Origin of the sequence: Rhizobium grahamii CCGE 502 (assembly GCF_000298315.2) — a bacterium.
Taxonomy (GTDB): Bacteria; Pseudomonadota; Alphaproteobacteria; order Rhizobiales; family Rhizobiaceae; genus Rhizobium; species Rhizobium grahamii.
Map to the genome: position 1 here is coordinate 131360 of NZ_AEYE02000004.1, position 22697 is coordinate 154056.

General features: G+C 60.4%; 20 protein-coding genes. 14 read left to right on the forward strand and 6 right to left on the reverse strand.

Annotated features, from left to right (window positions below; translation table 11 throughout):
• Positions 1-4 precede the first annotated feature (4 nt).
• The 7 genes from RGCCGE502_RS03510 to folD all read left to right on the forward strand — a co-directional run bounded on the left by RGCCGE502_RS03510 (position 5) and on the right by folD (position 5849).
• Positions 5-418: a hypothetical protein gene (locus RGCCGE502_RS03510; RefSeq protein WP_016552787.1), complete on the forward strand. Its 414-nt coding sequence runs from the start codon at positions 5-7 to the stop codon at positions 416-418.
• Positions 419-450: 32 nt separating this feature from the next.
• Positions 451-1017 (forward strand): rod-binding protein, encoded by a 567-nt coding sequence (locus RGCCGE502_RS03515; RefSeq protein WP_016552788.1) that lies wholly within the window; start codon positions 451-453, stop codon positions 1015-1017.
• Between the two features lie 17 nt (positions 1018-1034).
• Positions 1035-1400, forward strand: coding sequence for a hypothetical protein (locus RGCCGE502_RS03520; RefSeq protein ID WP_016552789.1), 366 nt, complete (start codon positions 1035-1037; stop codon positions 1398-1400).
• Complete coding sequence (locus tag RGCCGE502_RS03525) at positions 1400-1933, forward strand: hypothetical protein (protein WP_016552790.1); 534 nt, start codon at positions 1400-1402, stop codon at positions 1931-1933. Before RGCCGE502_RS03520 ends, RGCCGE502_RS03525 begins: the two co-directional genes overlap by 1 nt.
• A 269-nt stretch (positions 1934-2202) precedes the next feature.
• Positions 2203-2994: a WecB/TagA/CpsF family glycosyltransferase gene (locus tag RGCCGE502_RS03530; RefSeq protein ID WP_016552791.1), complete on the forward strand. Its 792-nt coding sequence runs from the start codon at positions 2203-2205 to the stop codon at positions 2992-2994.
• 115 nt (positions 2995-3109) lie between these two features.
• On the forward strand, positions 3110-4831 hold the full coding sequence (locus RGCCGE502_RS03535; RefSeq protein WP_016552792.1) for a GumC domain-containing protein: 1722 nt from the start codon (positions 3110-3112) through the stop codon (positions 4829-4831).
• 118 nt (positions 4832-4949) lie between these two features.
• A complete protein-coding gene (folD, locus tag RGCCGE502_RS03540) occupies positions 4950-5849 on the forward strand; it encodes a bifunctional methylenetetrahydrofolate dehydrogenase/methenyltetrahydrofolate cyclohydrolase FolD (RefSeq protein WP_016552793.1) in 900 nt (299 codons plus the stop codon).
• Here the strand turns inward: folD and RGCCGE502_RS03545 are convergent.
• The gene (locus RGCCGE502_RS03545) at positions 5828-6874 is read right to left on the reverse strand and encodes a LacI family DNA-binding transcriptional regulator (protein ID WP_016552794.1); all 1047 of its coding nucleotides are present in this window, start codon (positions 6872-6874) and stop codon (positions 5828-5830) included. The two genes, folD and RGCCGE502_RS03545, sit on opposite strands and share 22 nt — an antisense overlap.
• Positions 6875-7156: 282 nt before the next feature.
• Between RGCCGE502_RS03545 and RGCCGE502_RS03550 the strand changes: the two genes are divergently transcribed.
• The 6 genes from RGCCGE502_RS03550 (at position 7157) to RGCCGE502_RS03575 (ending at position 14281) form a co-directional block, all read left to right on the forward strand.
• Positions 7157-8521, forward strand: a complete 1365-nt coding sequence (locus RGCCGE502_RS03550) for an ABC transporter substrate-binding protein (RefSeq protein ID WP_016552795.1) — start codon at positions 7157-7159, stop codon at positions 8519-8521.
• Positions 8522-8687: 166 nt separating this feature from the next.
• The gene (locus RGCCGE502_RS03555; protein WP_016552796.1) at positions 8688-9701 is read left to right on the forward strand and encodes a carbohydrate ABC transporter permease; all 1014 of its coding nucleotides are present in this window, start codon (positions 8688-8690) and stop codon (positions 9699-9701) included.
• Between the two features lies 1 nt (position 9702).
• Positions 9703-10866, forward strand: coding sequence for a carbohydrate ABC transporter permease (locus tag RGCCGE502_RS03560; protein ID WP_016552797.1), 1164 nt, complete (start codon positions 9703-9705; stop codon positions 10864-10866).
• A gap of 26 nt (positions 10867-10892) precedes the next feature.
• Positions 10893-12545 (forward strand): beta-galactosidase BglA, encoded by a 1653-nt coding sequence (gene bglA, locus RGCCGE502_RS03565; RefSeq protein WP_016552798.1) that lies wholly within the window; start codon positions 10893-10895, stop codon positions 12543-12545.
• A gap of 20 nt (positions 12546-12565) precedes the next feature.
• Complete coding sequence (locus tag RGCCGE502_RS03570; protein ID WP_016552799.1) at positions 12566-13657, forward strand: ABC transporter ATP-binding protein; 1092 nt, start codon at positions 12566-12568, stop codon at positions 13655-13657.
• A gap of 270 nt (positions 13658-13927) precedes the next feature.
• Entirely contained in the window at positions 13928-14281 is a 354-nt protein-coding gene (locus tag RGCCGE502_RS03575) for a hypothetical protein (protein ID WP_040673934.1), read from the forward strand.
• A 72-nt stretch (positions 14282-14353) separates the two neighbouring features.
• On the opposite strand, the gene edd is transcribed toward RGCCGE502_RS03575, so the two are convergent.
• The 5 genes from edd to RGCCGE502_RS03600 form a co-directional block, all read right to left on the reverse strand.
• Positions 14354-16174 (reverse strand): phosphogluconate dehydratase, encoded by a 1821-nt coding sequence (gene edd / locus RGCCGE502_RS03580; protein WP_016552801.1) that lies wholly within the window; start codon positions 16172-16174, stop codon positions 14354-14356.
• A 60-nt stretch (positions 16175-16234) separates the two neighbouring features.
• Positions 16235-16933 (reverse strand): 6-phosphogluconolactonase, encoded by a 699-nt coding sequence (gene pgl, locus RGCCGE502_RS03585; RefSeq protein ID WP_016552802.1) that lies wholly within the window; start codon positions 16931-16933, stop codon positions 16235-16237.
• An 11-nt stretch (positions 16934-16944) separates the two neighbouring features.
• Positions 16945-18420 (reverse strand): glucose-6-phosphate dehydrogenase, encoded by a 1476-nt coding sequence (gene zwf / locus RGCCGE502_RS03590; protein ID WP_016552803.1) that lies wholly within the window; start codon positions 18418-18420, stop codon positions 16945-16947.
• Between the two features lie 133 nt (positions 18421-18553).
• Positions 18554-19852, reverse strand: a complete 1299-nt coding sequence (locus tag RGCCGE502_RS03595; RefSeq protein WP_016552804.1) for an NAD(P)/FAD-dependent oxidoreductase — start codon at positions 19850-19852, stop codon at positions 18554-18556.
• A 13-nt stretch (positions 19853-19865) separates the two neighbouring features.
• Positions 19866-21302, reverse strand: coding sequence for a glutamine synthetase family protein (locus RGCCGE502_RS03600; RefSeq protein WP_016552805.1), 1437 nt, complete (start codon positions 21300-21302; stop codon positions 19866-19868).
• Positions 21303-21427: 125 nt separating this feature from the next.
• Between RGCCGE502_RS03600 and RGCCGE502_RS03605 the strand changes: the two genes are divergently transcribed.
• Positions 21428-22609, forward strand: a complete 1182-nt coding sequence (locus RGCCGE502_RS03605; protein WP_176705671.1) for a BaiN/RdsA family NAD(P)/FAD-dependent oxidoreductase — start codon at positions 21428-21430, stop codon at positions 22607-22609.
• The last annotated feature ends 88 nt before the right edge of the window (positions 22610-22697 follow it).

A 22697-nucleotide genomic window follows, 5' to 3' on the forward strand; every position in this document is an offset into this window, starting at 1 on the left:
CGGCATGGCGGACAAGACACGCTCGCAGAAATTGAAGCGCCTCGTGGCCGTTCAACGTCATCTGGAGCAGATGGCCGAATTCGATCTTGCCGAAACCAGCCGCCAGCGCGCGGAGGTTAACGACCAGATGGACAGCGTCATCCTGGCGCTTGGCTCCATGGACCCCGTCCATCATGCCTTCTCGCAGGGTTACGCAGATCGCTTCAACCGACTCGGGATCAAGGACAAGCAGCTGACCGGCATGCAGCAGATTCACGAAATGCGCGTTATCCAGGAGCGCGCGAAGGGCGACCGGCTGGAAGACGGCATGCGCGAGGCGCTCGAATCTGAACGCCGCGAAGCCGACGACAACGCAGTCTATGATCTCATCGATCAAAAGTTCGGTACGCCAGCCTCCAGCAAGCTTCAAAAATCATAATCGTCACAATCTTAAAGCAAGAGGATTGTGACTTGGCTATTTCACCTCCGAGTGATCTGGTCCTGGATGTTGTCAAAGCCGCCGACCCGCTCGAGGTCCAGGCGGCGCAGGACAAACTGAAGGCAAACCAGGCCGCTTTTGCCGCCAACAGTCTCGCCGAAGCCGGCAAAGGCTTCACCTCGGCCGTCGATATTCTCGACCGCGCCGTCGGCAAGACCGGTTTGAGCGACGGCAAGAACCGCACCACCAAGACGGAAGAGGTGCCGGAAACCTATCGCAAATTCGAGGCGATGGTGCTGCAGAACTTCATCAAGAACATGCTGCCAAGCGACAGTGAAGAAGTGTACGGCAAGGGTGCCACCGGTGATATCTGGAAGGGCATGATGGCCGAACAGCTCGGCAACGAGATTTCAAAGGGCGACGGCATCGGCATTGCCAAGCAGCTCTATCAGGACGCGCTGAAGAAGCAGGAAGGCAAGGTCGCCAACGCTTCAACCGATCAGGACGATCGCAATATGGCGATGAGCATGATCGACGAGTTCCAGCGCAAGACCTTCGGTACAACAACTGCGGACAACAAGTCCGCCAATGACGCCTGAGAGAATCGAGGACAAAAATGGAAATAATCTCGAACGAATACCGTATCAAATCGGTTCTTGGACGCCTGGAAATGATCATCGACAATGAGAACACGCGTATCGGTAACGATCCGCAGTTCGATCTCAAGGTGTCGAACACCCACAAGAGCCGCTGCCTCTATGAACTCTCGATGCTCTTCCGCGACACCGATCCGAAGGAACTGGCGGCCACGCATCTTGATCAGCTACACGGGCTGAAGAAGAAGCTGGTACTGAACGCGCGGCGCGTCGAAGCGCATCTTGAGGCGGTCCGCACGGTTGCCGATCTCCTTAAGAACGCAGTTCAGGACGCGGATGCCGACGGCACCTATTCCCAAGAGCAATTCGTGGCACGTGACGCTTGATGATTAAGCTCGTTCTGACAGGCGTCTGGGTTTGCGCGATCACGCTGGCATCGGTCTATTTCTCGGTGCATATGGCCACGGCCCCCGCGCCGGCTCCCGATGATTCCAAGCAAACCCGGCTCGAGCTTGTAAAGGGCGAGACGATCACCGTGCCGATCATTGCCGATGGCGCCGTCAGGGGTTACTTCCTCGGCAAGGTGTCGTTCATGATGAACAAGGACGCAGTGAAGAACGTGTCCTTGCCTCTGATCGAAATGACCACCGACGAGCTCTTCACGCTGCTCGTCGGCAACAAGATGGTCGACATCTCGAACATGAAATCCTTCGATCCGAATGCCTTCCGGGAGATGATCAAGAAGGACATCAACCAGCATCTCGGCGGAGACTATATCGACCAAGTCATGCTGGAGCAGCTCGACTATCTCTCCAAGGAAGACGTCAAGGCAAACGCTTCCGGTCAACAGAAGAAGACAGTCAAGCCTGTCAATGTCGTAGCTCCGGCGCCGGTGTCCGACCCGGCTGCGACCGAATAGACGTCGCCATTCCGGGAGCGCCTACGTGCGGTTGTCGATGGTTAATGGTTCCTTCGTTTACAACGGGGAATTCAAGCGATTTTCCTAAAGGTTAGTTGAAATCGCACTGCTACAAGTCTTGGCGATGGGCTGACTGTGTACCTGCATTCCGGGTCCGGAATTCATTTCATACGCTCCCAGGCGAACGCAACCGGTCGATATCATCCGGTGCGGCCAGTGATCTCTTCCGGGATGCATGCAGCATGAAACATTATCGCCAGGAAACCGGCATGAACCTGATCGCGAACTTCGCGGTCCTGTCGTCGCGTCGTGCTATTTTCGATCTGCCGGTTTGCGATCTTGGTTGGGATGACGCGCTGGTGTTCATCAACGAACTGCTGTCGATCCCGGTCGGACAGACATCGATCTCGTTCGTCAACGCGCGCAATATGTTGACGACGCTGCGCGACAGCGAGTACCGCGCCGTCCTTGCGCAAAATCTGTTGCTCCCCGATGGCCCCGGACTCGATATCGCATCGAAGGTGGCGCACGGATCGCCGTTCCCGGCCAGCCTGAAGGCGGCCGATTTCGTGCCGGCGCTGCTGACGTTCATGGAGATGCCACGGCGTATCGGCCTTGTCGGCAGCACTCCAGAGGCGGTCAGAAAGACCGCACTGGCATTCCGGCGGCACGCTCCATGGCACGAATTCATCGTCATCTCCGACAGCTTCGATGAGGCCGAAGGCGGATCAACGATCGTCAAGGAGATCGATCAGCAGCGACTCGACCTGCTCATCGTCGGGGCGACCACGCCGTCTCAGCAAAAGTGGGTTCATAGGAATATCCGCGCGGATCACGCTCGGCTCGTGCTTGCTGTCGGTGACCTGTTCGCGGACGTCGCAGGTACGGCCCGCCGTTCTCCGACGATTGTGCGGAGGCTGGGGCTCGAACGGGCCTATCGCCGGACACAGAAGCCGGCACGCTTGGGCCTGCAGTACAGCCTCGGCTTTGCGGCGTTTCTGTACTATGTGCTCCAGTACGGCCGGTCACGCCGCAAACGGATCCTGAGCCGATCGCGGTAGGAACCGGCATCGCATCAGGCGTGGCCGGTTAACCATTTATTTGCCATGAACATTTAGGCTTGGTTAACGATCCGCAATCGCGGGCGTTCGACGTTCATGCGCATGAGATCTGGCGATGTACGACAGCAACCCGAGAAACCAAGCCTTCAATCGGCCGACGGCCCGGCCCGACCGCGCCGCGCCGCCATCCAAAGCCGCGGCTGCGTTGCCGGCGGCCGAGGCGCAACTGCTCGGCGTGATCGAGCGGGCGCTTGAGCGGCAGCAAGCGAGGCAGGCTGCGACGGCTGATGCGCCGCCGCTCGTCAGCCGCATCGAGACGATCTTGGGCAAGAGGCTCGAAGCGGCAAATGATGTCGAATCTGAAGTGGTGGAACCACGACCGGTCCTGTCGGAGTCCGAGGTTGCGCGTCCGCCGGCGAACGTGAATCGGTCGCCATCCGCCGTCGGCGCCCGCGTGTCGAAGACGCGGCGTTTGCAGCCGCTTCTCATGATTGGTCTAATGTGCGCAATGGGCGGCGCGAGCGGTACCCTGATCCCGGCCGAACCGGCGCGTTATAGCGCCGAAGGCAAGCTTGGCATGGAGGGTGCCAGCCAAGGCCGCGCCGAAATGGTGAAAGCGGCCGAAAAGACGCTTTTGTCCTCCCGCACCATCGCAGCAACCGTTGCAGCATTGAAACTCGATCACGATTCCGAGTTTTCCGGGCTGTCCTCCGATGCGCTTGCGGTGGCTTTCGACCTAATAGCGGCCGATGGCGCCGCCGCCGATCCGGTTTCACGCGCCGAGGCATCACTTGCTTCCGCGATTCAAACAGCGACCGACCCGCATGCGGGCACGGTCGATTTCAAGGTGACAACCGGGAGCGTAGAGAAATCAGCGCGGATTGCCGGCTATCTTGCCTCCATGATGACAAGCGCGGGCACCGCCAACGCAGTCGCTGAAGGCGGCTCGCTGAAGAAGGCGGATGACGCCGCACAGCTCGAACTTTCCTCCTTCACGCAGAAGAGTGGCGAAGGAAATGTAAAGGTTGCGACTGATCTGCGACAGCAGATCGGAAGCGTTGATACGGAGTTGAAGGCGGCCGAGCAACGCATCGTCAGCGCTCAGGACAGGGTGCGCCGGCTGAAAACGGCGAAAGTCGGCGATGTGTTGGCCGGCACACTGGACGCGGATCTGATGTCGCCGGAACTTGTCGAGCGCCGCGACAAGGATGTGGCCGCGCAACTCTCCCTCTCGCAGCTGTCTGTCAATCTCGGCCCTCGTCATCCTCGGCTACAGGCGCAGCAGGCAGAGGTCGACGGCGCGAGGGCGGCAGTTGGCGATGAACTGGCCCGGCTACTGCGCGAGGCGAACGATGAGATCAAGTCGGCCACAACAGACAAACGGCAGCTGAGTGACCGCCGCAATGCGCTTATCGCACAGAGCAAGGATACCGGCGTCGACTTGGCGAAGCTTACCGAGCTCCGCGACAAGGCAAGCGCGGCGCGCGACCGCCTTGAGGACGCGATTACGACAGGATCCGTGCCTGGTGCCGTAAGCATGCAACTGCTGAAAGGCGTACAAGTCGTGGCTGTGCCGGCCGATCAAGGATGGCTTCCACCGCTACTCGGCGCCCTCGCGGGGCTAGCATTCGGCTTCGCAACCGTCTCGGTGAAAGCGCGAGCCACCTTGGCTGCTTTCCCAAGGAAGGAACCGTCGCTCCGGACAGGCGCACAGGAGCCGGCGACGGCCAGCTCACCATTGGCGGCTCCGGTCGAGACCTCACAGGACATGGCCGCCATCCGCGCGGACCTCGCCGCTATGCGGCAGAGGCTGCATACCCGGTCGGCGACGTCCTGACCTTGCTGGGACACGATTGTTCTTGCATTTGCCATTTTAGGCAGGATAGGGCGTGGACAGGCAAATCGCGCTGAGCGCCACCGGCTACAATGAGCGAACGCAAGGGCAGGAGACAGTCTTGACGACAGTGATTGATGGCAAACAGGTCGCAGCTTCCGTCATCGAAACGGTAAAGGCGGCGACATCGGCACTGGACAAGCAGAGTGGCGTCAAGACGGGACTCGCCGTCGTGATCGTCGGCGATGACCCGGCCAGCCATGCCTACGTCAACTCCAAGAGCAAGATGGCGAAGGAATGCGGGTTCAAATCCGTACAGCACACCTTGCCGGTCGAGACGACCCAGGAAGAGTTGGCGGCGCTCGTTGCTTCGCTGAACGACGATCCGTCAATCCACGGCATCCTCGTGCAACTACCGCTGCCCAAACACCTGAAATCCGAGCCGATCATCCAATCGATCCTGCCGGAAAAGGACGTCGATGGTCTCCACGTCGTCAATGCCGGCAAGCTTGCGACCGGCGATCTCGAAACAGGCTTGGTCTCCTGCACACCGGCAGGCGCGATGGTCTTTGTGCGCCGGACACACGGCGAAGATCTTTCCGGCCTGAATGCAGTGGTTATCGGCCGCTCGAACCTGTTCGGCAAGCCGATGGCCCAGCTGCTGCTGAATGCCAATGCAACGGTGACGATCGCTCACTCGCGCACAAAGGATCTGCCCTCCGTCTGCCGCAACGCGGACATTCTGGTTGCGGCAGTTGGCCGCCCCGAGATGGTCAAGAGCAATTGGGTGAAGGCCGGCGCCACCGTCATTGACGTCGGTATCAACCGCATACCCGCGCCGGAAAAGGGTGAAGGCAAGACCCGCCTCGTTGGCGACGTTGCCTTTGACGAGGCCGCCAAGGTCGCTGCTGTCATCACGCCGGTTCCCGGCGGGGTAGGGCCGATGACAATCGCAATGCTGATGGCCAACACCGTCATCGCCGCGCATCGCACGGCTGGTCAAACCCCGCCCAAGTTCTGATCCGCTCGCGGCACAGGCCCCGTCGAGGACCTGACGATCAGTTCGGTCTTCCAGAGTTCCTGCTCCGGAAACGGCCCATCCTGCTTGATCGTGCCGATGAGGCGCTGGGCAATGCGAACGCCCGCGGCGCGCAGCGACGATCGCGTCGTTGTCAGCGGCACGGAGAAGTTCTCTGGCTTCAGATGCGGCAGGACGTCGTCATGCGCGATGAGAGAGACGTCCTCCCCGAGCTTCAAACCAGCCTGATTGACGGCGCGGATTGCGCCGAGCGCCAGCACCGTACTGGAACACAAGATCGCCGTCGGCCGCTCCGGCATCTGCAAAAACCGTTCCATTGCAGTCTGGCCAAGCTCGTCTGTCATCGTCGTGTGGCTCATGTGATCGTCCGGAAGTGACAATCCGCGCTCGGAAAGCGCGGCGATCATCCCGTTCTTGCGGCGCATTGCGAAGTCGAGATGTTCCGGCCCGTTGAGCAGGGCGAAGCGGGTATGGCCGAGTTGCAGCAGCAAGCGCGTGGCATCGTAGAAAGCGCCTTCGTTATCGATGTCGAGATACGGGTAGTCCGGCTCAGAACCGATGGAACGACCATGCACCAGGAAGGGCATGGAAAGGGACTTCAGCATCGGCAGCCGCGGATCGTGGCCACGCATATAGGCCACGAACAGCGCATCGACATTGCCGCTGATCGCAAGCCGCCGCAGCGCGCCCACTTCGTCGTTGGGATCGGCAGGCATGATCACGAAATGAAAATCGTGGCGGACGGCCTCCTCGCCGAGGCCCGTCAGGAACTCGCCGAAGTGCACATCGGAATAGTGGTCGGGAGCCGTCGGCATCACCAAGCCGATCGAGCCGGCCTTGCCGGTTGCAAGCCGCTGAGCCGCCTTGTTCGGGCGGTAGCCAGTTTCCTTCACCGCCTGCAGAACGCGCTCGCGCGTCGCTTCATTGACCTCTGGATAGCCGTTCAATGCGCGGCTTACCGTCGTCTGCGACAGGCCAAGCAATTCCGATAGCTGTTTCAAATTCACGTGCTATGCTTCCTCCGCCTGCCCTGACTGCCAGCTCCCAATGGCATCCAAAGCGCTTTTAATTATGTAGCAATTGTGCCGCTTGACTCAAGGAAAATCGCTCCATATTCCCAAGATATGGCGTTGAAGCCGTGATATAAAAGGCCGCATCTTTTACGCTTTTCGCAAAATTGCTTGACTCTTTTCCGCCGAAAGTGACATGAGTGCTTTTGTCAAAGCGCTTTGGAACGGCGTCAAAGTGGTTCAAAAGTGCGGTTGGGATTGTGATGGGAGGTTGATCACATGAGAAAGACGTTTTTGATGGGCGTTGCTGCGGCGGCGCTTCTTGCTGCCGGTGCCGCATCTGCTGCCGATCTGAAGTTTGCCCCTGGGCAGGATTCGAAGTTTAACTGGAAGAGCTACGACGATTTCAAGGCTGCTCACGCCGATCTCAAGGGCGAGCAGATGACGATCTTCGGGCCGTGGCGCGGCGAAGACGAAGCCTTCTTCCGCAGCATTCTTGCTTATTTCACCGAAGCGACCGGCGTAGATGCCAAGTATTCCTCTTCGGAAAACTACGAACAGCAGATCGTTATCGACACGCAGGCCGGCTCGCCGCCGAACATCGCGATCCTGCCGCAGCCGGGCCTTCTGGCCGACCTCGCCAGCAAGGGCTTCCTGACCCCGCTCGGTGACGAGAACTCCAAGTGGATCAAGGACAACTACGGCGCCGGCGACAGCTGGGTCGGTTACGGCACCTACAAGGGCAAGGACGGCAAGGAAGCCTTCTATGCCTTCCCGTACAAGGCCGACGTGAAGTCGCTCGTCTGGTACGTACCGGAGAATTTCAAGGAAGCAGGCTACAAGGTCCCGACGACCATGGAAGAGCTGCATGCCCTGACCGACCAGATCGTCAAGGACGGCGGCGTTCCGTGGTGCATCGGTCTCGGTTCGGGTGGCGCAACTGGCTGGCCGGCAACGGACTGGATCGAAGACATCATGCTGCGCCAGCAGAAGCCTGACGTCTACGACAAGTGGACCACCAACGAAGTGAAGTTCACCGATCCTGCCGTCGTTGCTGCGATCGAGGAATTCGGCTCGTTCGCCAAGAACGAGAAATATGTCAACGGCGGTGTTGCCGCCGTGGCGGCGACGGACTTCCGTGATAGCCCGAAGGGTCTCTTCGGTGTGCCGCCGAAGTGCTACCTGCACCATCAGGCTTCGTTCATCCCGTCCTTCTTCCCTGAAGGCACGAAGCTCGGTCAGGATGCCGACTTCTTCTACATGCCGACCTACGCAGCACATGCCGACCTCGGCAAGCCGGTTCTCGGCGCTGGCACGCTCGTCACCGTCACTAAGGACTCCAAGGCGGCTCGTGCCTTCGTCGAGTTCCTGAAAACCCCGATCGCCCACGAAGTCTGGATGGCGCAGTCGAGCTTCCTGACGCCGTACAAGGGCGTCAACACGGCCGCCTATGCCAACGACCAGATGAAGCGGGAAGGCGAGATCCTCACGACCGCGACGACCTTCCGCTTCGACGGTTCCGACCTGATGCCGGGCAAGATCGGCGCTGGTGCGTTCTGGACCGGGATGGTTGATTTCGTTGGCGGCAAGTCTGCGGAAGACACTGCCAAGGAAATCCAGAGCGCCTGGGATGGCATCAAGTAGCATCGCCTGAACTCCATGCCGTCGCGTGCGGCGGCATGGTCGAAGTGCATGGCCGGATACTGCGAGTGTCCGGCCACTGCCGTCTGCCGTGTCGAGAGCGGTGACGGTGGGACGATGATCGGCGCGCAAACCCGTCAGGATAGACCGGGTAGCAGGGGAGGGACGAATGCTGTCGCAGATAGTTTCCGCTTTGGGGGTCGTGGTCGTGGCGGTTTTCGCCTGCTCGGCCTACTTCTACTTTTCCAACAAGATCCTGGATTGGTCGCTGCCGGTGAAGGATGGCGATATCCATTCTGCAGCGCGCAACCTCAATCGCCGGGCGATGATCCGGCCGTGGCTGTTCATCGGGCCCGCCCTTCTGCTGCTTGTTGTCTATCTCGTCTATCCGGTTATCGCGACCCTGATCCTGTCCTTCTACGACCGCTCGGGCGAGCAATTCGTCGGCTTCGCGAACTACCAGTGGGCCTTCACCGACCGCGAATTCCGCCAGTCGATCTTCAACAACATCCTATGGCTGGCTGTCGTGCCGGCGGCCTGCACCTTCTTCGGCCTGGTCATTGCCGTGATGACCGACCGTATCTGGTGGGGCAATATCGCCAAGAGCATCGTCTTCATGCCGATGGCGATCTCCTTCGTCGGCGCCTCTGTCATCTGGAAGTTCATTTACGAGTATCGTGGCGGCAACGATGTGCAGATTGGCCTCCTCAACGCCATCGTCCAGCTCTTCGGTGGCACGCCGCAGGTGTGGATCTCGGTGCCCTTCTGGAACAACTTCTTCCTAATGGTCATCCTGATCTGGATTCAGACCGGCTTCGCCATGGTGATCCTGTCCGCTGCGCTGCGTGGCATCCCGGAGGAAACCATCGAGGCTGCCGTCATCGACGGCGCCAACGGCTGGCAGATCTTCTGGCGTATCATGGTGCCGCAGGTCTGGGGCACGATCGCCGTCGTCTGGACCACGATCACCATCCTCGTGCTCAAGGTCTTCGACATCGTGCTGACCATGACCAACGGTCAATGGAACACGATGGTGCTCGCCAATCTGATGTTCAACTGGCTCTTCCGCGGCGGCGGCGATTCCGGACGAAGTGCTGTTATCGCGCTGATCATCATGCTCGCCGTGACGCCGATCATGGTCTGGAACGTCCGTCGCGCCAATCGCGAACTGGGAGGCCACTGAGATGACGCTGACCCGAGATTTCTTCAAGATCGGCCCCGCCCGCCTCTTTGTTCACTTCGCGGTCCTGGTGATCGTCATCCTCTGGCTAATCCCGACGCTCGGCATCTTCGTCAGCGCGCTGCGCGACAAGGACCAGCTGGTCGTCTCCGGCTGGTGGACGGCATTTTCAGGATCGTCGCGGACGGTTGCCGCGCGCCTCGACCAGCCGGACCAGCAGAAGCAGGAGGGCGCCGTCTACGTCATTGCCGGCAATGTGCTGGAAGGCCAGCAGGGTCGATCCATCCGGGCCTTTGGGACGCGCGTCCAGCAGCCATCCGCCTACAAGGCCGGCGAGACGGCCGATCTTGGCGATGGCCTTTCGCTGACCGTCGCCAGCGACGGCAACTATCGTTACATGAAGAACGCCGCCTTTGGGCCGGATGACGGCGGCCGACGCGTTTACATTTCCGTCGCCACGCCGCCGGAATTCACCCTGCAGAACTACAAGAACGTTCTGACCAGCGAGGGGATTGGCCAATCCTTCATCAACTCGTTGACCGTGACCATCCCGGCGACGATCATCCCGATTCTCATTGCCGCCTTCGCCGCCTATGCGCTGAGCTGGATGGAATTCCCCGGCCGCGCGTTGATGATCGCGCTCGTCGTCGGCCTGATCGTCGTGCCGCTGCAGATGTCGCTGATCCCGCTTCTCAGGCTTTATAACGGCATCGGCGCGCTGCTCGACGCTCCGTCGAAGACCTATCCCGGTATCTGGTTTGCGCACACCGCCTTCGGCATGCCGCTCGCCATCTATCTGCTGCGCGCCTATATCGCCGGCCTTCCGAAGGAGATCATCGAATCCGCCCGCGTCGACGGCGCCAGCGATTTCGAAATCTTTACCCGTATCGTACTGCCTTTGTCCTTCCCGGCGCTCGCATCCTTCGCGATCTTCCAGTTCCTGTGGGTGTGGAACGACCTGCTCGTCGCCATGGTCTTCCTCGGAACCGACAGGGATCACCTCGTTCTGACAGGTGCTCTGAATGCGCTGCTCGGCTCGCGAGGTGGCAACTGGGAAATCCTAACGGCCTCGGCCTTCGTCACCATTGTCGTACCGCTGCTCGTGTTCTTTAGCTTGCAGCGCTATTTGGTGCGTGGTCTGCTCGCGGGCTCGGTCAAGGGCGGCTAGCAACCCAAGAGCATCCAACAGGAAATATGAACATGGCATCCCAATCCATTTTGACCGCCGACAAGGACTGGTGGCGGGGCGCGGTGATCTATCAGATCTACCCGCGCTCCTACCAGGACTCCAACGGCGACGGCATCGGCGATCTGAAGGGCATCACTGCCCGACTGCCGCATGTCGCGGCCCTCGGCGCCGACGCGATCTGGATCTCGCCGTTCTTCACCTCGCCGATGCGCGATTTCGGCTATGACGTTTCCGACTACGAAAACGTCGATCCGATTTTTGGCACGCTGGTGGACTTCGACACGCTGATAGCAGAAGCCCATCGCCTCGGTATCCGCGTGATGATCGACCTCGTCATCTCGCACAGCTCGGACCAGCATCCTTGGTTCGTCGAAAGCCGCACGAGCAAGACGAACGCCAAGGCGGATTGGTATGTCTGGGCCGATGCCAAGCCTGATGGCACGCCGCCGAACAACTGGCTCTCGATCTTCGGTGGGTCTGCATGGGCGTGGGACCCAACGCGCATGCAGTACTACATGCACAACTTCCTGACCTCGCAGCCGGACATGAACCTGCACAATCCCGAGGTCCAGGACCGCCTGCTGGATGTCGTGCGCTTCTGGCTGAAGCGGGGCGTCGATGGTTTTCGTCTCGATACGATCAACTTCTACTTCCATGACAAGGAGCTGCGCGACAATCCGGCGCTGCCCCCCGAGCGTCGCAACGCGTCCACTGCTCCAGCGGTCAATCCCTATAACTTCCAGGAACACGTCTACGACAAGAACCGCCCGGAGAACCTCGAGTTTCTCAAGCGGTTCCGCGCCGTGCTCGAGGAGTTTCCGGCGATTGCCGCCGTCGGCGAGGTGGGCGACAGTCAGCGCGGTCTCGAGATCGTCGGCGAATACACATCAGGCAACGACAAGATGCATATGTGTTATGCCTTCGAGTTCCTGGCGCCCGATCCCCTGGCTCCCGAGCGGGTTGAAGAGGTCATGGAAGACTTCGCTGCGGCAGCACCGGATGGCTGGGCCTGCTGGGCTTTCTCCAACCACGATGTCATGCGCCATGTCAGCCGCTGGGGGGCGCTGGTCGCCGATCGCGATGCCTTTGCCAAGCAGTATGCGTCCTTGCTGCTGACGTTGCGCGGCTCGGTCTGCCTCTATCAAGGCGAGGAACTCGGCCTCACCGAAGCCGATCTTGCCTACCAGGACCTGCAGGACCCGTACGGCATCCAGTTCTGGCCGGAGTTCAAGGGCCGTGACGGCTGCCGCACGCCGATGGTGTGGGACAGTCAGGTTGCTCAGGGTGGCTTCTCCACCGTCAAGCCGTGGCTGCCTGTTCCGGTCGAACACATCTTGCGCGCCGTCAGCGTCCAGCAGGGCGACGAGACCTCGGTGCTCGAGCACTATCGCCGCTTCCTCGCCTTCCGCAAGCAGCATCCGGCCTTTGCCAAGGGCGAGATCGAGTTCATGGAACCACAGGACGACGTGCTGATTTTCGTGCGCGAATACGGCAACGAAAAGCTGCTTTGTGTCTTCAACATGAGCGTGACCGAAAGCGCAGCTGTTTTGCCCGCTGGCGACTGGCAGGCGTTGACGGGCCACGGCTTCGTCAGCAATAACTACGGTGAGAAGATCGATATTCCGGCATGGGGAGCGTATTTCGCTCGTCTCGCCTGACGATTCTGGAGGAGGAATTAATGACTGGACTGACGCTCAAGGATATTCGCAAATCCTACGGCTCCGTGGACGTTCTTCACGGGATCGATCTTGAGATCAAGGAGGGCGAGTTCGTTGTGTTCGTCGGTCCTTCGGGCTGCGGAAAATCCACGCTGTTGCGCATGATTGCCGGCCTGGAGAACATCACCGGCGGTGACATGTACATCGACGGCCAACTGGTCAACGATGTGCCGCCCTCGAAGCGCGGCATCGCCATGGTGTTCCAATCCTACGCGCTCTATCCGCACATGACGGTTTACGACAATATGGCGTTCGGCATGAAGATCGCCGGCGAAAGCAAGCAGGAGATCGATCGCCGTGTTCGTGCTGCGGCCGACAGCCTGCAGCTCGGCAAGTATCTCGATCGTCTGCCGAAGGCACTCTCCGGTGGTCAGCGCCAGCGCGTGGCCATCGGTCGCGCCATCTGCCGCAACCCCAAGGTCTTCCTCTTCGACGAACCGCTGTCGAACCTCGATGCAGCGCTTCGTGTCGCAACCCGCATCGAGATTGCCCGCCTCAGCGAACAGATGGCCGGCACGACAATGATCTACGTCACCCACGACCAGGTCGAAGCGATGACACTTGCTGACCGCATCGTTGTCCTCTCCGCAGGCAATATCGAGCAGGTCGGTGCACCGCTAGAACTCTACGAGCGCCCGGCAAACCTCTTCGTCGCGAAGTTCATCGGCTCTCCGGCCATGAACGTCATTCCGTCGACCATAACCGAGGCCGGCAACACGACGACGGTGACGCTGACAGGCGGCAAGTCGGTGACGTTGGATATTGCGACAGCGGCCTCCGAGAAGGGCAAGACGGCAAGCTTTGGCGTCCGCCCTGAAGATCTGCGTGTCGCCGGCGCTGGCGACGACTACCTCTTCGAAGGCGAAGTCTCGATCGTCGAGGCGCTCGGTGAAGTGACGCTTCTCTACATCGAGGGCCTCGTCCCGGGCGAACCGATCATCGTCAAGCTGCCTGGCATTTACGACATCAAGAAGGGCCAGAAAATGCACTTCTCTGCCGACCGTTCCAAATTGCATCTCTTTGATGCGGAAGGGCGCACGTATCGTAAATAAAACTGCTCCAAGCGGGTGCAGCAAGAAACAAAGCCCGGCGAACGCCAAGCGTTGCCGGGCTTTTTATGTATCTGATCGGAAACAATATTATTTGCGCAGATAGGCGCCGTCGTTCGCTGTGTACGCCGCTCGATATCGAAACTGCTCTCACCTTCTGTTAAGCATCGCCCGCTAGTATTTCCTCATTGAGTATCGAGGGGAATACGGGCGGTGGCTCCATCCAATCCAATGCCTTCCGGGCAGCACTTTCTGAACAAAGAGGAATCCTTCATGTACGACCGCGAAGTGCGGTTCAGAATGGAGGATACGAGGAATGCCGCACGCATCGAGTATACCGAGAAGGGGGTCATGCACATGGCGTCCCGGCGGTGCGATATCATCCGCATTTCGAAGAGTACGGCGGTTCTCGCGCTCCTCACCCAATACGCCCTTCCGAAGCAGTTCTATCTCGATATTCCGGACGCGCGCATCACCAAAGTCGGCTGCATGCTGATGCGTGTGAATGCAAACAACACGATCGAGGTCCGGTTCCTGCGCATGCTGAACGACAAGGAGCTGAACAAGATCTTCGTCTACAGCACACATCCGGCGCACCGCGATCGCGTGCTCGATATCCGCGCCTGAGTTCTCAGACCATCAAAAGACAAAGCCCGCGAGCTTCCTCGCGGGCTTTGTCTTTTGATGGCTGGCTGCCGCCTAGTGGAACAGCACACTCGCACCACGATCCGACGGGCCAACCGCCCGGCGGAAGGGCGCAAACAGGTCGCGGCCCATGCCGAATTCGTTCTCCGACAGGTCGGCGACCGCCGACTCGCGCTCAGCCATGTCGGCTGCGTCGACCAGAACTTCCAAAGTGCCGGCGATCGCATCGAGACGGATGATATCGCCGTCCTTGATGCGAGCGATCGGGCCGCCATCGACAGCCTCGGGCGTGACGTGGATCGCCGCCGGCACTTTGCCGGAGGCGCCCGACATGCGGCCGTCGGTCAGTAGCGCGACGCGGAAGCCGCGATCCTGCAGCACGCCGAGCGGCGGCGTCAGCTTGTGCAGTTCCGGCATGCCGTTGGCCTTCGGTCCCTGGAAGCGCACGACGGCGATGAAATCCTTGTTCAGCTTGCCTTCCTTGAAGGCGTCCTGCAGTTCCTGCTGGCTATGGAAGACAACGGCCGGTGCTTCGATGACGTGCCGATCCGGCTTGACCGCCGAGATCTTGATGACGGCCTTGCCGATATTGCCGCGAAGCATCTTCAGGCCGCCATTGGCCTGGAACGGCGTTTCGATATTGGCAAGCACCTTGGGGTCGACGCTCTTCTCAGGCGCCGGCTCGCGCACGATCGCGCCGTCGTCGCCGAGGCGGGGGTCGATCGTGTAGGCCTGCAGGCCATGTCCGAAGACGGTGCGTACGTCATCATGCACCATGCCGTGCTTGAGCAGTTCCTTGATGAGGAAGCCCATGCCGCCGGCGGCGTGGAAGTGGTTCACGTCGGCAAGGCCGTTCGGATAGACGCGCGCCAGCAGCGGCACGATCTCGGAGAGCTCGGCAATATCCTGCCAGGTGAGCTGGATACCGGCTGCCCGCGCCATGGCGACGAGGTGCAGCGTGTGGTTCGTCGAGCCGCCGGTGGCATGCAGGCCGACGACACCGTTGACGACCGAGCGCTCATCGATCATCTCGCCGGCGGGCGTGAATTCGTTGCCCTGCGCGGTGATCGCCAGCGCCCGCTTGGCCGCTTCGCGCGTGAAGGCTTCGCGCAGCGGCGTGCCTGGATTGATGAAGGAGGAGCCAGGCATATGGAAGCCCATGATTTCCATCAGCATCTGGTTCGAGTTCGCCGTACCGTAGAAGGTGCAGGTGCCCGGACCGTGATACGACTTCGATTCCGCTTCCAGCAATTCGGCACGGCCAACCTTGCCTTCGGCATAGAGCTGGCGCACGCGCGACTTTTCGTCGTTCGGCAGTCCCGACGTCATCGGGCCGGCAGGAACGAAGATCGCGGGCAGATGTCCGAAGGAGAGGGCGGCGATGACGAGACCCGGCACGATCTTGTCACAGACGCCGAGGAAGAGAGCGGCATCGAACATGTTGTGGGAGAGGCCAACGCCGGCCGCCATCGCGATCAGGTCGCGGGAAAACAACGAGAGCTCCATCCCCGGCTGACCCTGGGTGACGCCGTCGCACATGGCGGGAACAGCGCCTGCGACCTGTGCAATGCCGCCGGCCTCGGCTGCCGCCTCGCGGATAATCGCGGGATAGGTCTCGAACGGCTGATGCGCGGAGAGCATGTCATTGTAGGAGGTGATGATGCCGAGATTGGGCACGCGGTCCCCCGCAAGCGCGTCTTTCTCGGCGGGGGAACAGACCGCAAAGCCGTGTGCAAGGTTGGCGCATCCGAGAACCGAGCGGCTCACACTCTTCGAGGCGGCGTTGCGCAGGCGCTCCAGATAAAGTCCGCGCGTCGGCTTCGATCGTTCGACAATGCGGGCGGTGATCGCAGAAATGCGTGCATTAGCGGACATGGGAGGTATCCTGCCTTGTTTGCTCTTCAGTTTTTCGTTCGCGGCTATCGGGCCGAAGGCTTATGGAGCCCAGTAGATTTCGACGGGGCTCACTGCCCGCCGCAGAATGGCGCGGATCGGCATCTCTGCCTCGTCGCCGGCGCCTTCCGCTTTCGCCAGGACGTCCTTTTTGCTCTCGCCTTCGATATGAAGCACGAGCAGCTTTGCATCCTGGAGGCTGGAGAAGGTGAAGGTCAGCCGCGGTTCGCCCGCGCCGTCAGCCTCCATGGTGATGATACCGCGCGGCGTCTTCGGGTCTAGGGCGGCTTTGAGGTTGCTGCCATCAGGGAAGAACGAGGCGGTGTGGCCATCACCACCCATCCCGAGGATTGCAACATCGAAGGGATTGCCGATTGTTTCGGTCGCCTTCGTCGCGAGCTTTGCCGCGTCCTCGACCGAAGCTGCCGCCTGGTAGAGCGGCAGGAAATTCGCTGCCTTGGCCTTGTTCTGTAGCAGGTTTTCGGCCACCAGCAGATGGTTCGAGCGCGGATTGTCGGCCGGCACGAAACGTTCGTCGACCAGTGTGATCGTCACCTTGGTCCAGTCGAGATCGCGCGCCGAAAGCTCCTGGAAGAAGCGCTTCGGCGTCGAGCCCCCGGAAACGGCAAAGGTTGCCGCTCCCCGTGCGTCGATTGCCGCGGAAAGCGACGCAGCGACTTTGTCTGCTAGGTTGCGAGCCAGTTCCGCGCCATTGGCAAAAGCATGCATCGTCGCTGCCATCGTCTCTGATCCTACAGGTTGTCGTGCCAGGTGCGGCCATCACGCTCGATGAGCGCGATCGACTGGCTGGGGCCCCAGGTGCCAGCGGTGTAACCCTGAACCTTCTGGCCGGTGGATTCCCAGCCCTTCAGGATCGGGTCGACCCACTGCCACGCCGCCTCGACTTCGTCGCGGCGCATGAACAGTGTCTGGTTGGAGCGGATAACGTCCATCAGCAGGCGTTCATAGGCGTCCGGGTTGCGGACCTGGAAGGCGTCGGCGAAGCTCATATCGAGCGACACGTTGCGCAGACGCATGCCGCCCGGGCCGGGGTCTTTGATCATCAGCGACTGCTTGACGCCTTCATCAGGCTGCAGGCGGATGATGAGCTGGTTCTGGTTGATACGACCGGCGGACTGGTCGAAGACCGAGTGCGGGATCGGCTTGAAAGTGATGACGATCTCCGACATACGACCCGCAAGGCGCTTGCCGGTGCGGATGTAGAAGGGAACGCCAGCCCAGCGCCAATTGCCGATCTCCGCCTTGATCGCCACGAAGGTCTCGGTGTTCGAAACGCCGCCTTCGAGTTCTTCCAGGTAGCCTTTGACCGGACCGCTGCCGGAAGCGCCAGCCCGATACTGGCCGCGAACGGTGCTGGTCTCGACGTTCGATGCGTTGATCGGCTTCAATGCACGCAGCACTTTCAGCTTCTCGTCGCGAACGGCTTCGGAGTCCATCGAGGAGGGGACTTCCATCGCCACCAGGCAGACGAGCTGCATGATGTGATTTTGCACCATGTCGCGCAGCGCGCCAGCGGTGTCGTAATATCCGGCGCGGCCTTCGAGGCCGACCGACTCCGCGACCGTGATCTGTACGTGGTCGATATGGTTGGCGTTCCACAGCGGCTCGTAGAGGGCGTTGGCAAAGCGCAGCGCCATCAGGTTCTGCACCGTTTCCTTGCCGAGATAGTGGTCGATACGGAAGATCTGTTCTTCCTTGAAGACCTTGCCGATGGTGTCGTTCAACTGCAGGGCGGAAGCGAGATCACGGCCGATCGGCTTCTCGACCACGATACGGGTCGACTTGGTGATCAGCTTGTGGTCATGGATCTTTTGCGAAATGTCGCCGAAAATGCCCGGTGCGACGGCGAGGTAGAAGGCGCGAACGCGCTCCTTGCCTTCGTCCAACAGTTTCTTCAGCTGATCCCAGCCGGAATCCGAGCGCGCATCGACTGGTACGTAGTAGAGGCGCTGCAGGAATTTCGCGACTTCGGCCTCGTCATACTCACCCTTCTTGAGATGCTCCTTCAGGGCGTCCTGGGCAAACTTGCGATATTCCTCGTGCGTGAGCGGGCTACGCGAGGCGCCGATAATGCGGGTCGGCTCGGAGAATTGTCCCTCGACCTGCCGGTGGTAAAGGGCCGGCAGCAACTTGCGTTCTGCAAGGTCGCCGCTGCCGCCGAAAACGACATAATCAAAGGGTTCAACGGGGATGGTTTGGCTGCTCATGAGGATGTCTCTCAATCAGACGGGTTATTGGCTCTTTAATCTAATCGATTTAAAAAAGCCAGTGTGCGATGCAATGAATCTCTCGGAAAGAGGTTTTAGATCGAATTGCCGCGCGATGAAATCCGCAATCTGACTAAAACTTGTCGCGCAGCGCGAACCACGAAAGCGCCAGGAAAAGCAGCGGTGCACGCATGGCCGCGCCTCCCGGAAACGCCGGAATATCCAGCGACTTGAAGAGCTCCAAATCCGCCGCTTGTCCGAGCACCGTGTCAGCATAGAGCTTTCCACAGTAATTGGACAGCATCACGCCGTGCCCGGAATAGCCGCCAATGGACGTCACACCAGGCATCACCTCACGCACGAACGGTTGCCGTGGCATGGTGATGCCGACCGAGCCTCCCCAGGCGTGCGAAATCTCGATATCCCGAAGCGCCGGGTAAATCTCGGCGATTTGTCGGCGGATGTGCTGCGTTATGTCGCGCGGATTGTCGGCCGTATAGGCCTCCCGACCGCCAAAGAGCAGCCGGCCGTCCTTGGATTTGCGGAAGTAGCGCACGACGAAGCGTGAGTCGGCCACGGCTTCGGCACCCGGCAACACGTCCGGATGCCCTTCGAGCGGCACCGTGGCGCCGATAAAGGAGCGGATGGGCATCACGTGGCTTGCCGTTACTGGCTCGAGATTGCCGATGTAGCCGTTGCAGGCGATCAGCGCCCTATCGGCAGTGATCGTACCCCGCGACGTCTCGATCATCACCTTGCTGCTGCCGTGAAGGATCGCCGAGGCCTTGGTCATCTCGTAAATCTGTGCACCGGCATTGGCTGCAACGCGGGCGAGCCCGATCAGAAGTTTGAGCGGCTGAATGTGGCCAGTGCCGGTGTCGCGAACGCCGCAATAGTAGCGCGTTGAGCCGAGACGCTCTTGGGTTTCGGCTTTGTCCATGAAGCGCATGTGCGGATATTTGTAGCGCATCGCCGCGATTTCAGCATTTTCGTAGTAGTCCGCCTTGTAGCTCTCCTTGTGCGCGACGTTCATCTGACCCGGCATGTACTCCATGTCGATCTGATGCTCGGTCGCGAAATCCATGAGATGGTGCTTGGCTGCCTCGGCCAGATCGAACAATGCGCGCGAGCGTTCGTAGCCGATCTTTTCCTCAAGCTCTTCCGGCCACCAGCGCTGTCCGGTACCAAGCTGGCCACCATTGCGGCCCGAGGCGCCATCGCCAACCCGGCACGCCTCGATGAGAACCACCGAGACGCCTGATTTGGCGAGATTGTAGGCGGCTTGAAGGCCGGTGTAGCCGCCGCCGACGATGGCGACGTCGCAGGTCTTCGAGCCGTCCATTTCCGGGTATGTCGGCCGCTCGCCCGACGTTGCCTGATACCAGGAAATGCCGGGCGCAATGGGACTCTGCCATCTCTCCTGTGATGTCATGACCGAGTCCTCCCTAAACGTTCAGCAGAAGGAATTCGCGCTCCCAGGGACTGATGACCTGCATGAAGGTTTCGAATTCTCCGCGCTTCACACCGGCGTAGATGCCGAGGAACTCCTTGCCGAATATTTCCTCGAAGGCTTCCTCGTCTTCCATCAGCGCGACCGCCTCCAGAAGACCGCGCGGCAGGTCGATCGAACCCTCGTTGGCGGTATCCTCTGTCGGCGCTGTCGGCTCGATGCCCTTCATGATGCCGAGCAGACCTGACGCAAGCGAGGCCGCGAGCGCGAGGTAGGGGTTGGCATCCGAACTCGGCAGGCGGTTTTCCACACGCCGTGCCTGTGGATCGGACACCGGCACGCGGAACGCCGTCGTGCGGTTGTCGTAGCCCCAGGCGTTATTCACCGGCGCCGACATGTCAGGTGTCAACCGCCGATAGGAGTTCACATAGGGCGCCAGCATAACCATTGAACTCGGCACGTATTTCTGCAGGCCGCCGATGAAATGGAAGAATTCGCGAGAGGCGGACCCATCGGGGTTTGAGAAGATGTTCTTGCCTGTCTCGCTGTTGACTACGGACTGGTGGATGTGCATCGCGGAACCCGGCTGCCCCTGCATCGGCTTGGCCATGAAGGTGGCATAGATCCCGTGCTTCATCGCGGCTTCGCGGATCGTGCGCTTGAACAGGAACACCTGGTCGGCGAGCTCGATGGGGTTGCCGTGACGAAGGTTAATTTCCAGCTGCGCCGGGCCTTCCTCGTGGATGAGCGTATCGATCTCGAGGCCCTGCTTTTCCGAGAAGTGATAGATGTCGTCGATCAGTTCGTCGAACTCGTTGATGCCGGCGATCGAATAGCCCTGACCGCCGAGGATCGAGCGGCCCGAGCGACCTTTCGGCGGATGCAAGGGATAATCAGGGTCATCGTTCTTGGCAACGAGATAGAATTCGATCTCTGGTGCCACGATCGGTTTCCACCCGCGGTCGCCATAGAGCTTCAGCACGCGCTTCAGCACGTTTCGCGGTGTATAGGGAACCTCTTCCCCATCCACGCTGACGATATCGCAGATCACCTGCGCCGTCGGATCCGTTTCCCAGGGAACGACCGACAGCGTCGAGAGGTCGGGCACCAGCTTCAGGTCGCTGTCGCGCGGCTCGTAGCGGAAGCTTTCCGTCTCGTCAGGATATTCGCCGGAGATGGTGTGGCGATAGATCGCCGAGGGCAGCGCGAGCGAGGTGTTCGAGGTGAACTTGGAGCTCGGCATCATCTTGCCGCGCGGTACGCCGGCCAGGTCAGGCGTGATGCATTCGATGTCTTCGATGCCGCGTGCCCGTAAGAACTGCGCTGCTTCCTTCCAGTTTTCCACGCCGCGCTGATGTCCGGGGTCCGGGGGAGTCTTCTTCGAGGCAGGTACGTTTCTGGCAGGCTTCAGCGTCGTCTTTTTTGGGGACATGACACACCGGTTTGCGTTGATCGTGGCGGCATCATAACCGGAGTTTGGCAATTGGCGAGAGGGTGGCACGTTGACTTTCGCCCAATGATGGAAAAAGAAGACGCCTTTCGACAAGGGAAGTGGTTTTGCAGCGAAAAAGCGATGTGATCGTCCTCGGCGCGGGCGCCGCCGGCATGATGTGCGCCATTCGCGCCGCTCAGCGCGGCCGCTCGGTCATCGTTCTCGATCACGCGAAGTCGCCGGGCGAGAAGATCCGCATTTCGGGTGGCGGGCGCTGCAACTTTACCAACATTCATACCAGCCCGAAGAGCTTCCTCTCCGCCAATCCGCATTTCTGCAAGTCGGCGCTGGCGCGTTTCACGCCATCGGATTTCATCGCCATGGTCGATCGCCACCGGATCGCCTGGCATGAGAAGACGCTTGGGCAGCTGTTCTGCGATGACACCGCCAAGGATGTTATCCGCATGCTGCTCGACGAGATGCAGGCCGCAGGCGCAGCTCTGCATCTGCGCACCGAGATCGTTGATGTTGAGAAGAGCGGCGAGGGCTTCCGCATCACGACGTCGGAAGGAGCATACGAATGCCGCTCGCTGGTCATCGCGACCGGCGGCAAGTCGATCCCGAAGATGGGCGCGACCGGCTTCGCCTATCGTATCGCCGAGCAGTTCGGCCTTCCTCTGGTGGAGACGCGGCCGGGTCTCGTACCACTGACCATGGATCAGGCCGCGCTCGAAAATCTTTCCGAACTATCGGGGATATCCGCACCCGCCGAAATCCGTCACGGCAAGACCGCCTTCCGCGAAGCGCTGTTGTTCACGCACCGCGGCCTGAGCGGCCCCGCGATCCTGCAGATCTCCTCCTACTGGCGCGAGGGCGACGATATCACCATCGACATCGAGCCCGACCTTGATCTCCTTGAGCATTTGAAAGCGGCGAAGAGGACAAACGGTCGGCAGTCCGCTCAGACGGCGCTGGCCGAGATACTTCCCAAGCGACTGGCGCAACACCTGACCGACCGGGAGGGTATTGTCGGCCACATGGCCGACCTTTCCGACAAGACGCTGCTGCGCCTCGCCGAGGCCGTGCAGAGCTGGAAGATCAAGCCATCCGGCTCGGAAGGGTACAGAACCGCCGAAGTGACGCTTGGTGGCATCGATACCGCGGCACTCGACTCCCGGACCATGGCGGCGAAGGAGGTTCCGGGCCTCCATTTCATCGGCGAATGTGTCGATGTGACGGGCTGGCTCGGCGGCTATAATTTTCAATGGGCCTGGGCGTCTGGCTTTGTTGCCGGCGAATCTTTGTAGACGTGAAACTATCTGGCCGATTCAAGAGTTCTTAAACTGGGTGCGCCATCCTGCCTCATGAACAGTTGGAAAAGCGCTTCCTAAATAA